General features: G+C 67.4%; 13 protein-coding genes. 5 read left to right on the top strand and 8 right to left on the bottom strand.

The genetic code is table 11. The features are described 5' to 3' along the window. Positions 1 to 44: 44 nt before the first annotated feature. The 3 genes from OG394_RS30420 to ftsH form a co-directional block, all read right to left on the bottom strand. Positions 45 to 1,190 (bottom strand): S1 family peptidase, encoded by a 1,146-nt coding sequence (locus OG394_RS30420; RefSeq protein ID WP_328990588.1) that lies wholly within the window; start codon positions 1,188 to 1,190, stop codon positions 45 to 47. 108 nt (positions 1,191 to 1,298) lie between these two features. Then, on the bottom strand, positions 1,299 to 1,871 hold the full coding sequence (gene folE / locus OG394_RS30415; RefSeq protein ID WP_328990587.1) for a GTP cyclohydrolase I FolE: 573 nt from the start codon (positions 1,869 to 1,871) through the stop codon (positions 1,299 to 1,301). Then, positions 1,872 to 3,890 carry an ATP-dependent zinc metalloprotease FtsH gene (ftsH, locus tag OG394_RS30410; protein WP_328996883.1) on the bottom strand — a complete coding sequence of 673 codons (2,019 nt, stop codon included), beginning with the start codon at positions 3,888 to 3,890 and terminating at the stop codon, positions 1,872 to 1,874. A gap of 253 nt (positions 3,891 to 4,143) precedes the next feature. On the opposite strand from ftsH, the gene OG394_RS30405 reads away from it, so the two are divergent. After that, the gene (locus OG394_RS30405) at positions 4,144 to 4,560 is read left to right on the top strand and encodes a hypothetical protein (RefSeq protein ID WP_328990586.1); all 417 of its coding nucleotides are present in this window, start codon (positions 4,144 to 4,146) and stop codon (positions 4,558 to 4,560) included. After that, the gene (locus OG394_RS30400; protein WP_328990585.1) at positions 4,557 to 4,982 is read left to right on the top strand and encodes a hypothetical protein; all 426 of its coding nucleotides are present in this window, start codon (positions 4,557 to 4,559) and stop codon (positions 4,980 to 4,982) included. The genes OG394_RS30405 and OG394_RS30400 overlap by 4 nt, the downstream gene beginning before the upstream one ends. 3 nt (positions 4,983 to 4,985) lie before the next feature. On the opposite strand, the gene OG394_RS30395 is transcribed toward OG394_RS30400, so the two are convergent. The 5 genes from OG394_RS30395 to dacB all read right to left on the bottom strand — a co-directional run bounded on the left by OG394_RS30395 (position 4,986) and on the right by dacB (position 9,923). Beyond that, the gene (locus OG394_RS30395) at positions 4,986 to 5,648 is read right to left on the bottom strand and encodes a class I SAM-dependent methyltransferase (protein WP_328990584.1); all 663 of its coding nucleotides are present in this window, start codon (positions 5,646 to 5,648) and stop codon (positions 4,986 to 4,988) included. 3 nt (positions 5,649 to 5,651) lie between these two features. Next, a complete protein-coding gene (hpt, locus tag OG394_RS30390; RefSeq protein ID WP_328990583.1) occupies positions 5,652 to 6,203 on the bottom strand; it encodes a hypoxanthine phosphoribosyltransferase in 552 nt (183 codons plus the stop codon). A 4-nt stretch (positions 6,204 to 6,207) separates the two neighbouring features. Further along, a complete protein-coding gene (gene tilS, locus OG394_RS30385; RefSeq protein ID WP_328990582.1) occupies positions 6,208 to 7,371 on the bottom strand; it encodes a tRNA lysidine(34) synthetase TilS in 1,164 nt (387 codons plus the stop codon). Beyond that, the gene (locus OG394_RS30380) at positions 7,343 to 8,419 is read right to left on the bottom strand and encodes a zinc-dependent metalloprotease (RefSeq protein ID WP_328990581.1); all 1,077 of its coding nucleotides are present in this window, start codon (positions 8,417 to 8,419) and stop codon (positions 7,343 to 7,345) included. The genes tilS and OG394_RS30380 overlap by 29 nt, the downstream gene beginning before the upstream one ends. Before the next feature lie 148 nt (positions 8,420 to 8,567). Next, on the bottom strand, positions 8,568 to 9,923 hold the full coding sequence (gene dacB / locus OG394_RS30375; RefSeq protein ID WP_328990580.1) for a D-alanyl-D-alanine carboxypeptidase/D-alanyl-D-alanine endopeptidase: 1,356 nt from the start codon (positions 9,921 to 9,923) through the stop codon (positions 8,568 to 8,570). A gap of 50 nt (positions 9,924 to 9,973) precedes the next feature. Between dacB and OG394_RS30370 the strand changes: the two genes are divergently transcribed. The 3 genes from OG394_RS30370 to OG394_RS30360 all read left to right on the top strand — a co-directional run bounded on the left by OG394_RS30370 (position 9,974) and on the right by OG394_RS30360 (position 13,616). After that, positions 9,974 to 10,462, top strand: a complete 489-nt coding sequence (locus OG394_RS30370; RefSeq protein WP_328990579.1) for an inorganic diphosphatase — start codon at positions 9,974 to 9,976, stop codon at positions 10,460 to 10,462. Between the two features lie 79 nt (positions 10,463 to 10,541). Beyond that, a complete protein-coding gene (locus OG394_RS30365) occupies positions 10,542 to 12,470 on the top strand; it encodes a hypothetical protein (protein WP_328990578.1) in 1,929 nt (642 codons plus the stop codon). Between the two features lie 138 nt (positions 12,471 to 12,608). Further along, positions 12,609 to 13,616, top strand: coding sequence for a YdcF family protein (locus OG394_RS30360; protein WP_328990577.1), 1,008 nt, complete (start codon positions 12,609 to 12,611; stop codon positions 13,614 to 13,616). Positions 13,617 to 13,713: the final 97 nt, after the last annotated feature.

Below are 13,713 nucleotides of genomic sequence, written 5' to 3'. Positions count from 1 at the left end.
GGTGCCTGGGCCCCCATCAATCGCCGGCTGCCCGCCGACGGCTGCTAACCCAGCACCAATGAGGCGCCGCTAGCGGACAGCGCCTCACCGATCGGTTGGGAGAAGGACTCGTTCTGCTGCCCGTACTTCTCCAGGCAAAGGCCTCCGACCAGCCCCGCGCCGCTGGTGACACCCTGGGCGTAGTTGCCGGAAAGGTTGGCACCGCCAGAGTCACCACCCTCGACACACGCGCTGTGCTCGTAGAGGCCGCTGACAATGTCGCCGTCGCCGTAGTTCACGGAAACGTTCTTCGCCACGATCACGCCGCAGGTCCACTGGGTGGTGCGGCCGGACTTGCACAACGGCGAACCCACGGGCGCGCTGCTGTAACCGCGGACCGGCACATCGGTACCGCTCCAGCGCTCCACCAGACCACGCTGGGTCCAGCTGCTGTTGGTGATGTTCACCGCGGCGTAGTCGTTGCCTGGGAAGGACATCGACCTAGTGCTACCGATGACCACTCCGTTGCGGGAGAAGGTCGGGCGGCCCTGGGCGCAATGGCCTGCCGTGATGAAGATGCGGGCGCCGGTGGACGTCCGGGCGTTGAAGCCCAGCGAGCACAGGTACCCGTTGCTCATGTTGACCTGCTGGCCGCCGAGCAGATCGGCGGTGGTGCGGACCTTGCCGTAAGCGGGCTTGACGCTGACCTTGGAGCCGAAGGCCCTGGCCTGCTTCAGGAACCGCTGGGTGGCCGCGTCCTTGGCGCCGGCGGTCACCTTGACCACGACGGTGCCAGTGGCCGGGTCGACGTACCAGGACCGCACCTGACCGGCACTGGATGTCGCCGCTAGGCCGTCGAGACGGGTCTTCACCGTGCCGAGCTGGGCCGCGGTGTACTTCACGAGCTTCGGCACCGCACCGGACCGGCGCACGGCGTCGGCGCTGGCGGCGTCCGATACCGCCACCACGATCCGGCCGGTCGAGCGATCGATGTAACTACCGAGGGTGTTGCCGCCAAGCTGCTTCTCCAGGCCGACGGCCTTGAGCGTGCGCCGCTGTAGCTGGTCCACGCCGGGAATCGACGGGACGACCGGGTCGGCGGTCTGGTTCGCCTGGGCTCCGTTGGCCGCGACCAGTCCGGCTGCGGCCAGGGCGATGAATCCAGTGAACGAGATGACTCCGAACCGCAGGCGCTGAGAGCGCACTGTCATACCTTCCTCCTCACGATGACGCACAAGCGCCGCTACGGAAAGTATTCGTTTCGCCACAGAATGTCTATGGATGGTAGCGGGAGATTTCCGTCGACGCCAGGGCTTTCGTCAGCCGACGATCAGGCTCATAGCTTCGGCCCTGGTGACCGGATTGCGCAACTGCCCACGAACGGCGGAAGTAATTGTCTTCGCGCCGGGCTTACGCACACCACGCATCGTCATGCAGAGATGCTCACACTCGATCACGACGATCACGCCGCGTGGTTTCAGCAACTCCACCAGGGATTCCGCCACCTGAGTGGTGAGACGCTCCTGCACCTGCGGGCGCTTGGCATACAGGTCGACGAGGCGGGCGAGCTTCGACAGACCGGTGATCCGGCCATCCGTACCAGGGATGTAGCCGACGTGGGCGACGCCGGTGAACGGCACCAGGTGGTGCTCGCACATCGACCAGACCTCGATGTCCTTGACCAGGATCATCTCGTCATGACCGAGCTCGAACGTGGTGGTCAGAACGTCCTCGGCCCGCATGTCGAGACCCGAGGTCATCTCGGCGTACGACCGGGCGACCCGGGCGGGCGTCTCCTTGAGGCCTTCGCGATCGGGGTCCTCCCCGATCGCGGAGAGCAACTCACGGACGGCCCGCTCGGCGCGCTCGTAGTCGAAATCCGGCTTCGTCATCTACTCCACCGGCGGGGTCGGACCGGTGCCGTAGTCCGGCGGCCGGACGCCCTCGTCGGGCCCGATCGATCCACCCGGGATCACGTCGGACAGGGAGCCGTTCTGCTCGCCGCGGTTCTGCACCGGCATCACCGGCGGCTGCTGCGACGGCACTCGCGAGGACGAGCCGGTCCAGGACGGACGCGGGTCGCGCTTGCGAATCGGCTCGAAGACGCGAGCGATCTCGGCCTTGTCGAGCGTCTCCTTCTCGAGCAGCTCCTCGACCAGCGTGTCCAGCACGGTCCGGTTGTCCACCAGGATGTCGAACGCCTCCTGGTGCGCGTTCAGGATCAGCTTGCCGACCTCTTCGTCGACCGCCGCGGCGATCTCCTCGGAGTAGTTGCGCTGGCTGCCCAGATCGCGGCCCAGGAACGGCTCACCGGTGTCCTGGCCGAACTTGATCGCACCGAGCCGCTCGGTCATGCCGTACTGCGTGACCATCGCGCGGGCCAGTGCGGTGGCCTTCTCGATGTCGTTGCTGGCACCGGTGGTCGGGTCGTGGAAGACCATCTCCTCGGCGGCGCGGCCACCGAGCATGTAGGCCAGCTTGTCCAGCATCTCCGACCGGGTGGTCGAGTACTTGTCCTCGTCCGGCAGGACCATCGTGTAACCGAGGGCCCGGCCGCGCGGCAGGATCGTCACCTTGTGCACCGGATCGCTATGCGGCAGTGCCGCCGCGACCAGCGCGTGACCACCCTCGTGGTACGCCGTGAGGACCTTCTCCTTGTCGCTCATCAGCCTGGTACGGCGCTGCGGCCCGGCGATGACGCGGTCGATCGCCTCGTCCAGCGCATTCTTGTCGATCTGGGTCCGGTTCAGCCGGGCGGTCAGCAGGGCCGCCTCGTTAAGCACGTTGGCCAGGTCGGCACCGGTGAAGCCCGGCGTACGGCGGGCGACGGCGCGAAGGTCCGCGTCCTCCGAGATCGGCTTGCCGCGCGAGTGCACCTTCAGGATCTGCTCGCGCCCCGGCAGGTCCGGCGCGTCCACGGCGATCTGGCGGTCGAACCGGCCCGGGCGCAGCAGCGCCGGGTCCAGTACGTCGGGCCGGTTGGTGGCTGCGATCAGGATGACGCCGCCGCGCACGTCGAAGCCGTCCATCTCGACCAGCAGCTGGTTCAGCGTCTGCTCACGCTCGTCGTGCCCACCACCGAGGCCCGCGCCCCGGTGCCGGCCGACGGCGTCGATCTCGTCGATGAAGACGATCGCGGGCGCGTTGGTCTTGGCCTGCTCGAACAGGTCCCGGACGCGGGAGGCGCCGACACCGACGAACATCTCGACGAAGTCCGAACCGGAGATCGAGTAGAACGGCACCTCGGCCTCACCGGCGACGGCCCGGGCCAGCAGCGTCTTACCCGTACCGGGCTGGCCGTACAGCAGGACGCCCTTCGGGATCTTGGCGCCGACGGCCTGGAACTTGCCCGGCTCCTGGAGGAACTCCTTGATCTCGCCGAGCTCCTCGATCGCCTCGTCACACCCGGCCACGTCCGCGAAGGTCGTCTTCGGGGTGTCCTTGGTGATCAGCTTGGCCTTCGACTTGGCGAAGCTCATCACCCGCGAGCCGCCACCCTGCATCGAGTTCATCAGGAAGATGAAGATCACGGCGATCAGAAGGAACGGGATCAACATCGAGAACACCTGCCGGATGAAGCTCGGCTTCGGGTTCTCCACGTCGTACCGCTCGATCTTCTTGTCCGTGTAGAGCTTCTGGATCGCGGTGCTCAGGCTCGCGGCCTGACCGTCCACCCAGTGCGCCCGGACCTTCGTCCCGTCGGTCTTCTCGACCCGGATCTCCTGGTCGGGATCGATCAGCGTGATCGATTTGATGCCCGTTCCGGTGGTGATGGTCTGCACGACCTCGCCGGTGGGGACTGACTTGTACCCGGTTGAGCCGGTCAGGACCTGTCCGATCACCAGTACGCCGAAGAAGGCGACCACGATCCAGAACAGGGGTCCGCGGAAGATTCGCTTCACGTCCATGATCGAGGCTTTCGCCCCGTCCCTCCTAGCTCAGCAGGCCCGTCGAACGGGCTTGAGACGGTAACACCGCTCCAAGTGTCTCGTGTCGCGCAAGCCTGCCCACCACGAGGGTCACCGAACGACGGTACGACCCTGTCTACAGCCTGTCACCAACTCCGCCCTCACCAGACCCTTCACGGCCCCTTTCGACCGACTAGCCTGAGCCAAGTACTTGACGTACTTGACGTACTTGACCATCCCGAGCAGACTGGCTGCCATGGTGAAAGCGGAGTACGACAACTACACGGATGCCCGCGCCCATCTCAAAGATCTGCTCGACGCGGCCGAGGCGGGGCGAGTCGCGACAGTCCGCCGGGACGCGATGAAGGCGGCCGTGGTCGACGTGGTGCGGCTTCGCCATTTCCTGTCCTCCCTCATTCCCTCGCGCGCACAAGTGGTTCCAGAGGGCAGAGGTTGGTCGATCTTCATTCCAGGTCTGCCGCTCGCGGCGGACGGCGCCACCTTCGAAGAAGCGATCACCGAGATGATCGAGGCCCTTCGCGAGTACAGCGAGGACTGGCAGGAGCGTCTGGTCGATGCGCCGAACCACCGGGAGAACTGGGGTCTGGTCCAGCTGATCGCCCTCAGCGATGACGAGCAGTTGCACGACTGGCTTGTCGCGGAGGCAGCGTGACCTGGCCTCCGCCGACCCGGCAGGACCACGCACAGTTCTGCGAAACCGAAGGCTGGCAGCGAGTCCGGGACGCTCGCGGGCGAACCGGCACTCACCACGTCACCTATGAACTCACGTTCGCCGACGGCACGGTCGCGAGGACCCGGATCTCCCACCCCGTCGACAACAGCGACTACGGGCCCGCGATCTGGAAGCACATCCTGCGCGACCAGTTGAAGGTGGACGAGGCCACCTTCTGGGCATGCGTCCAGGACGGCAAGAAGCCCGATCGCGGCGGGCCCAAGATTCCGGCCGAGGCTTTGCCGGCCGACCTCGTCCACCTGTTGATCACCCGCGTCGGCCTCGCCGACAGCGATGTTGCCGGCTTGAGCAAGGCCGAGGCGATCGCGCGCCTTCAGCAGTACTGGAGCGACAGCCCGTAGGGATCAGGGACGCGTTGCCTCGAAGTAGGCGACGGAGCCGTGGAGGGTGACGCGGTAGTTGGTGAATCGGGCGGCGAGTGCGTCGGTGAGGTCGTCGAGGGTGTCGTTGCGGTTGTGCATGACGCCTGCCTTGTTGAGCCGGGTGAGCAGGCGGCGAGCCGCGAAACTGTGGCGGGCGGTCGGGCCGAGGACGGTGCTGCCGAAGATGCGGCCGCCTGGTTCGACCACGTCGGCCAGTTGGTCGAAGACGACGGCCTTCTCAGCGATCGTGCCGGGGATGCAGTGCAGGAGGAAGTTCAGGCCGGCGGAGCCAAACTGGGCGCCGTCGAGGTCGAGCGGGCGCAGCACGTCCCGCTGGTACGTCTCGGGCCGGAAGGCCGCCAAGCGCCGACTCGCGTAGGTCAGCACCTGGTCATTGAGATCGACGAGGGCGAGCCGGTTCAGGTTGTCCGCCCGGGACGACCGGCGCAGGAAGTAGCCCGTGCCGGGTCCCAGCTCGACGTGATTCGCACTGACGTGCCGGTCGTAGACGGCCTGCGTCAGCGGCCGGGGAGCGCGCCAAACGAAGCGGCAGGCCAGGCCAAGCACGAAGAGGTCGTACCAGGTCAGCAGCGCCCGGCTGTAGACGGCCGCGCCGCGCCTGACCTCGTCCGCGGACGGGGCCACGGATCAGGAGTAGACGTGTGGGGCGAGGGTGGCGACGCAGCGGAGGTTGCGGTACTTCTCGTCGAAGTCGAGGCCGTAGCCGACGACGAACTCGTCCGGGAGGTCGAAGCCGACGTACTTCACCGGGACCGCCATCTTCGCCGCGTCGGGCTTGCGGAAGGCGGTGCAGATCTCGACCGAGGCGGGTTTGCGCGAGCGCAGGTTGCTGACCAGCCAGGTCAGGGTCAGACCGGTGTCGATGATGTCCTCGACGATCAGCACGTGCCGGTTGGTGATGTCGGTGTCGAGGTCCTTGAGGATCCGGACCACACCGGAGGACTTGGTGCCGGAGCCGTACGACGAGACGGCCATCCAGTCCATCTCCACGTGCCGGCGGAACGAGCGGGCCAGGTCGGCCATCACCATCACGGCGCCCTTGAGCACCCCGACGACGAGCAGGTCCTTGCCCTCGTAGTCGCGCTCGATCTCCTCGGCCATCTCGCGCAGCCGGGTGAGGATCTGCTCCTCCGTGACGAGGATCTCGGTCAGGTCTTTATCGATGTCAGGCGCATCCACGCGCTCAGCCTGTCACACCTTGGCCGAGCACGATCGCACCGGCCCGCCGAACGGCCCGGACCCCTTGCGGGAGGTCGATCCAGCGCTGCCCGCGCCAGCCGGTGATCAGCTCGTCCACTGCCGCCACGTGGGCCGCGCTCAGGTCCGTCGCCCGGCAGCCCGCGTCGATCGCCGCCTGCCGCAGCACCCGGGTCCGAAGTGCCTGGTGCTCTGTTTCGAGAGCACCGATCTCGCAATGCACTTCGATGCCACCTGCTGGGTCGATTTCGGAGGTTTCAGGGCCCGTACGTCGGACCGCGGCCGTGGTGAGCTCGGCCGCGAGGGCGTCCAGCGCATCGGCATCCGCCCGAACCAGCCCCGCCGTACGGGCCAGCGCCTCGGTCACCCCCGGCCCGAGCGCCTCGGCCAGCACCGGCAGCACCTCGCGCCGTACCCGGACTCGCGTATAAGCCGGGTCGTCGTTGTGCGGGTCGTGCCACGGCGTCAGGCCCGACGCGAGGCAGGCGGCGACGGTCGTACCGCGGGAGACGTCGAGGAAGGGTCTACGCAATCGCCCGCTGACCGGCGCCATCCCGGCCAACGAGCGAGCGCCCGAGCCGCGAGCGAGTCCGAGGAGAACGGTTTCGGCCTGGTCGTCCCGGGTGTGGGCCAGCAGGATCACGTCGGCCGCGAGTTCTTCGGCGGCGGCGCGCAACGCGTCGTACCGCGCAGTCCGGGCGGCCGCCTCGGGTCCACCGCCACCGGAGACCTCGACCCGGACCTGCCGGACCGGGTCCAACCCGAGCGAGCGGCACTGGTCGGCCGCCTTCGACGCCACCTCGGCCGAGCCGTCCTGCAGATCGTGGTCGACGATGACGGCACCAGCGGTCAGACCGAGTTTGGGCGCCTCGAACGCGGTCGCCGCCGCGAGGGCGAGCGAGTCGGCACCACCCGAGCAGGCGACCAGCACCGTCGTACCCTGCGGGAGCTCGGTCAACATCTCCCGCACGGCCGACCGCACCCGCGCCACCGCCGGATGCAACCGCCCGCGCCGCTCCGCCCCAGGCCCGACCGCCGCCCCGGGCTCGACCTCAGGCCCAGGCTCGACCTCAGGCCCAGGCTCGGCGTCAGGCCCGGCCGCACGCGAAGGGCCCGAGGGGTCAGCCGTGGACTCGGTTGATCCAGGCATCCGGGTCGGCGATCTCGGCCTTGGTGGGCAGGGTGTTCGGACCGGTCCAGACGCGGTTGAAGCCTTCCATCCCGACCCGGTCGACGACCCGGCGGACGAACGCGGCGCCGTCCTTGTACTGCCGCATCTTCGCGTCGAGCCCGAGCAACCGGCGCAGCAGCTGATCGAACAGCCCACCACCCGAGCGTCGCCCGTTGAACTTGCCGCGGATCACGTCGACGGTCGGGATCACCGACGGCCCGACGCCGTCCATGACGACATCGGCGTGCCCCTCGAGCAGCGACATCACCGCGGTCAGACGATCCAGCACGGCCCGCTGCTCCGGCGACTGCAACAGGTCGACGAGGGAGATCTCCTCCTCGCCGCGAGCCGATCGGCCGAGCTTCTGGAACGCGTCCCGGAACATCGCGGCGTACGCCGAGGGATCCAGCTCGGCCTGATCCAGGAACAGCGAGATCTCCGCCCGCAGGTGGTCACGCAGCCAGGGCACCGCGGTGAACTGGACCCGGTGCGTCTCCTCGTGCAGGCAGACCCAGAGCCGGAAGTCCCGCGGGTCGACCTTGAGCTCGCGCTCGACGTGCATCACGTTCGGCGCGACCAGCAGCAGCCGGCCGGTCAACCCGGGCCGCTCCGGATCGGGCGTGGCGGGATAGAACGGGTCGAACTGGCCGAGCACCTTGGTCGAGAGGAACGCCAGTAGCGCGCCTGCCTCGACCGCGCTGACCCGCGAGCCGACGGCCGTCGAGACGCCCGCACCGGCCTTGCCCGCGGCCTTCTCCTGGAGCCGCTCGGTCAGCGGCTGCAGCACCGTACGGAAACCGTCCGCGTTGGCCTGGACCCAGCCACCACGGTCAACGATGACCACCGGCGCCGAGGCCGAAGTGGCCTGCAGACCGGTGAAATCGCGCACGTGATGCTCGGACTCGGCGGCGAACTGGCGCAGCTCCGCCACCACCTGATCCGCCTCGGCGCGGCTGACCTGCGGGCCGGGCCGCAGCAGCTTGCGCGCCACGTTCGTCGCGAGCTGCCAGTCCACCATGTCTGCCATGTAACGACCTTAATCGCGTTCTGTGTTCATCGGTCTGAATCCGCTCTCTCAGCATCGCCGACGGTCACAAATCGGCGAACCGAAGAGGGCGGATTCGGACCGATGAACACGCGCGAGGCGAGCCGGGCGGACAACGAGCCCGGGCGGACTAAGTGCAACCGCAGGCGGCCAGCGCGGCTGAAGCCCGGTCGAGCGCGGCCCGGGCCTCCAACGGCTTGTTCGGCATGGCCGTGTCCGTGGCGACCACGAACGCCAGCATCGTGCCCGAGCGGGTCCGGACGAACCCCGCCAGCGAGTGCACTCCGGTAAGCGTGCCCGTCTTGGCCCGCACATACCCCTTACCGGCCGCCGTACCCGCCGTCCCGAACCGCTCCTCGAGGCTGCCGTTGAACGCGGCCACCGGCAGCCCCGGCAGCAACGAACGCAATTCCGGCCGATCGGGATCCGCCCCCAACCGGATGGCGCTCCCGAGCACCGACAGCGGTACGGCGTTCGTCCGGGACAGGCCGCTGCCGTCCTCGAACCGGGCGTTGCCGAGGGTCACGCCGAGCCGGGTCAGCGTCGTCCGCATCCCCGCGATACCGCCTTGGTACGAGCCTTCCTTGCGCACCGCGAGCCCGATATGCCGGAGCAGGACCTCGGCGCCGTCGTTGTCGCTATGCAGGTTCACGTACCCCGCGACGACCGAGAGCGGCGGCGACTTGACCTGCGCGACCAGTGCCGCCGAGGCGGGCGCCTTCGTCGCTTTGCCCAGACGGCCCTTGATCCCAAACGAAGCCAGCGCCGCGACAAACCGACGGGCCGCGTCCTGCGACGGCGAAGCGGCTCGTTTGGCCATCCCCGGCGTCAGCCGGCCCTCGTCGACCCAGAGCGCCGAGGTCGGACCCGCGATCCCCTCGGGCACGTAGTTGGGCTGCCACTTGTGGTTGATCGCCGGCCCGGAGAAGAGCGAAGCGTCGTACCCGAGGGTGACGCTGCGGACGCCCTTGGCCTTCAGCGCCTTCGCGGTCGCGGCAGCCAGCTCCGGCAGCGTCGCCACCTTGGGATAAGCAGCCTTCGGCTTACGCGAGGCGAGCAGCGGATCGCCACCACCGACCAGCACGAGGTTGGTACCACCTGTGCTCACCACCTTGGTCGTGAACTTGTGATCCGGCCCGAGCGCGGCCAGCGCCGACACCGTGGTCAGCACCTTCATCGTCGAGGCCGGGGTGAACGTCGTACCCGCGCCCTTGGCGAACAGCTGCCGCTCGCGCGATACGTCGTACACCAGTGCGCCCGCGTGCTTGCCCAGCGACGGATCGGACAACGCGGCGGCCAGCGCTTTCTGTATACCGGCTGGCGTCGGCGCGGCGCCCTCGGTCTTCGCCGGCGCCAGCACCGGCGGAGCGGCCAGCACGGTCGTGACTTTGTGTGACGAGACAGGGACGGCCTGTGCGCCGGGCACCGTGGTCAGGGCGACGCAGCCCGCGAGGGTGACGTACGCCGCACGGTGGGAGCGGTTCACCGGGCATCTCCTGTCAATCGTGAGGTCGGAACCGTGACAGTATCTTCCGCATGGAGTTCGACGTCTTCATCGAGATCCCCAAGGGCTGCCGCAACAAGTACGAGCTGGATCACGAGACGAACCGGATCCGGCTCGACCGGACCTTGTTCACCTCGACCCAGTATCCGGCCGACTACGGCTTCATCGAGGAGACCCTCGGGCAGGACGGTGATCCGCTGGACGCGCTCGTGCTGTTGCCCGAGCCGACGTTCCCGGGCTGCCTGATCAAGGCCCGCGCGGTCGGTATGTTCCGGATGACCGACGAGAAGGGACCGGACGACAAGGTCATCTGCGTGCCCGCCGGCGACCCGCGCCAGGAGCACCTGCGCGACATCCACCACCTGCCGGAGTTCGACCGGCTGGAGATCCAGCACTTCTTCGAGGTCTACAAGGACCTGGAGCCGGGCAAGTCGGTCGAGGGCGCCAAGTGGGTCGGCCGCACCGACGCCGAGCTCGAGATCACCGCATCCTTCGAGCGCCTCAAGACGCACGGCCACTGACAGCTAGCTGCAAATCCCCTCTCCACAAGGACCCGATCCCTGGCAGGATCGCGGTCACCTTGTGAGGAGGGGATTTTTGATGAGACGGACCCGTCTAGCCGGTCTCGTAGGGGTTGCGGTCGCAGTAGTTGCCGCAGGCCTCGTTCCGGCGACCACCGCCAATAGCGCACCACCGCCGCCGTTCCGCCACCTGCAGCCCGGCGGCCAGCCGAAACTGACCGAGAAGCTGCCCGTCAACGTGGTGTTCCTCGGCTACGGCCGCGACCAGGTGAACCTGGGCGCCTTCAGCCGGGACCTGCCGAAGAAGTACGAGCCGGTGGTCCGCTCCCGGCTCAACTACGGCGTCACCGAGAAGCTCGGCATTCGCTACAGCTACGACTACCGCGTGAAGGTCGCGGACAAGTCGTACGAGAACAAGTTCTTCCAGCAGCTCACGAAGCTGGCCAAGCCGGCCGCCGTGAACTCGTTCCAGCAGGACTACAACGACCAGACCAAGAACGTCCGCGACGTCACGGCGAACCACGAGATCGACGCGCCGACCGTGGAGAAGTGGCTCGCGCTGAACCCGCCGACCGGCGTGGACACCCGTCGCAACACGGTGTTCCTGATCAACTGGTACGGCCGGTCCGACTTCAAGTACCACGTCTACACCAAGACGAACGAGCCCGACCCGGACACCGGCTACAACTTCGGCCAGGTCCGCGCCAGCCGCAAGCTGGTGGCCTGGGGCGGTACGACGGCCAACGACGAGGAGAACGGTCTCGGCAGCACGCGCCGGGTCTGGTTCCACGACCTGTCCGCCGGGCCCAATGCGAGCACTGGCAGCTGGAACGTCGATGACGCCGACCTGGATGGCGACGACGAGCCCGACTACCGCATCCCGGTTGCCTGGGAGTACGCCGCCAACGGCTATCGCAAGCCGTCCGAGCTGACTGGTGATCTCGCGAAGATCGTCCGCTTCGTCGCGTTGGACCTGTTGTTCACGAGCTCTCCTTTGTACCCGGTGGAGCTGCCGACGGATGAGCCGTCGCGAACGGTCGACCTCGACAGCAACACCTACGAGGGCTGGCCGGGCGTAGACGCGAACAAGACGTACATCAAGCCGCCTCTGGTCAAGGCAGAGCTGGGCGAGCTCCTGCCGCGCAACAAGCTCAGCTACGACGACCAGGACCTGCCGTACACCGGCGACGCGAAGACCTGTTACGAAGGGCTGCTCACTGGCGTCTCCTGTTTCCCAGAGACGGGTCTGCCCGCTTTTGCGAACCTCTTCCTGCAGAACAAGCGTGACTTGGCCAGGACGCAGGATGACCAGGGCAAGGTCGACTACGAGCTGCCGATCTTCAACTACGCAGTAGGCCCGGGCGTCGACGTACCGGCTCTTGGTTTCGCAGACGACAACTACACCGACGGAACGCAGAGCTACGTCTTCAACTTCATCTCGCCTGATGTCGTGTCGTCCGGCTACGGCCTGACCACCACGATCATTCACGAGGTCGGTCACCACGTCGGCTTGTCGCACCCGCACGACGGTTATGACAGCACCGCCGGCGCGGACTTCGGCCCGTCCGGTGACACGTTCTTCGCGTGGCTCGGTGACCAGTCGAACTCGATGATGAGCTACATCGACCTGAACTGGGACTTCAGCCAGTTCGACCGGGACAACATGGAGCGGTTCCAGACCGCCGCGCTGAACGAGGCGGCCAACCGGCTCGCCGCCGAGGCACTGGCCGCGCCGAACGCCGCTCGCGCGTACGACGAACTGCTGCGCGCGGACGTCCTGATCGCCCTGGCCGAGGCGGCCTTCGCCAAGCACGAGTACAGCCTGGCGCGCGTCTTCGCCGGCCAGGCCTACGCGGCCGTGGCCGAGGGCGCCAAGGAGGCTGGCGTCGACGTGAAGGCCTCGGCCGACGCGACCCGCAAGGCGGCTCAGGCTGCCCGGGCGGCAGCGCCCGCGCACGCGGAGGGCCTGTTCATCGACTCGCTCGAAGGGCCTCGCGGCCTTAAGTAAGGAGGGGGTCCGGATTGTGCATTCATTCGTCGGAATCCGCCCTCAGCCGCCGCCTGCCTATGCGGGTCCGCTGAGCTGTGAGGGCGGATTCCGACGAATGAATGCACAATCCGGACCTGCCGTGGTTGGATGATGGGCGTGCTTCCAGCAGCCATCACCTTCGCGATCGCGGCGATCTGGCTGCTGATCTTCGTCCGCAGCTTCCGGCGGGACCGGCGCCTGCTGCGCAACGGTTTCTACCTCGCCATCACGCTGGCCTTCACCGGTATCGGCGTACTCGTTGTGCTGGGCAACATCTCCCAGCAGGCCACTGCGGTGATCGTGATCGTTGGCCTGCTCGCGGTTTTCCTGGCCGTGCTCGCGCTGCCCGTGCTGCTCGTGGCGAATGGCGTACTGATGTTGCGACGCGAAGGCCGCCGCCCGGCGAACCTGCTCTCCCTCGCCGCCGGTCTCCTGATGATCGGGCTGTTCGTCCTCAGCGCGCTGGTGCGTTGGCTCGACTGGGAACCGCTGCTCGCCTTCGACACGATCATCAACGGCGTACTGGCTTATCTCTCGCTGGTCTTCTTCTGCTTCCTGCTCTACTCGATCGTGTACGGGCGGATCCCGCACCGCCAGGCCGTCGACTTCATCGTGGTGCTCGGCTCGGGCCTCCGCGGTTCACGCGTTCCGCCCTTGCTGGCAAGCCGTCTCGACCGGGCCCGGAAGGCGTACGACGAGGAGGTGGAGCGCGGGCGGCAGCCGATCCTCATCACGTCGGGTGGTCAGGGACCGGGCGAGGACGTGCCGGAATCGGTGGCGATGGCGGACTACCTGATCGCGCGCGATTTCCCGGCCGAGTTGGTGATGCGTGAGGAGAAGTCGACCACGACGATGGAGAACCTGACGTTCAGCCGGAAGATCATGACGGAGCTGCGGCCTTCCTATCGCTGCGTGGTGGTGACGAACAACTTCCACGTCATGCGGGCGGCGCTGATGGCGCGGAAGGCCGGCGTGAACGGTCAGGTGATCGGGTCGCCGACGGCGGCGTACTTCTGGCCGAGCGCGACGATTCGCGAGTTCGTGGCGATTCTGGTCGAGCATCGATGGATCAACCTGGCGATCTGCGGGTTGATCGTGCTCTTCGGCGTGTTGCCTTACATCTGATTTGCAGCTTGCTGCAGGTTCCGGCTCCGTGCGGGAAATTGTCCTAGGGCCTCGCTAGGGTTCGATCCGTCAGTTTTGTCAGCGGGGATCGGGGTTC

This window comes from Kribbella sp. NBC_01245, from assembly GCF_036226525.1.
In the GTDB taxonomy this organism is placed as follows: Bacteria; Actinomycetota; Actinomycetes; order Propionibacteriales; family Kribbellaceae; genus Kribbella.
This window is presented reverse-complemented; position numbering and strand designations above follow the sequence as displayed.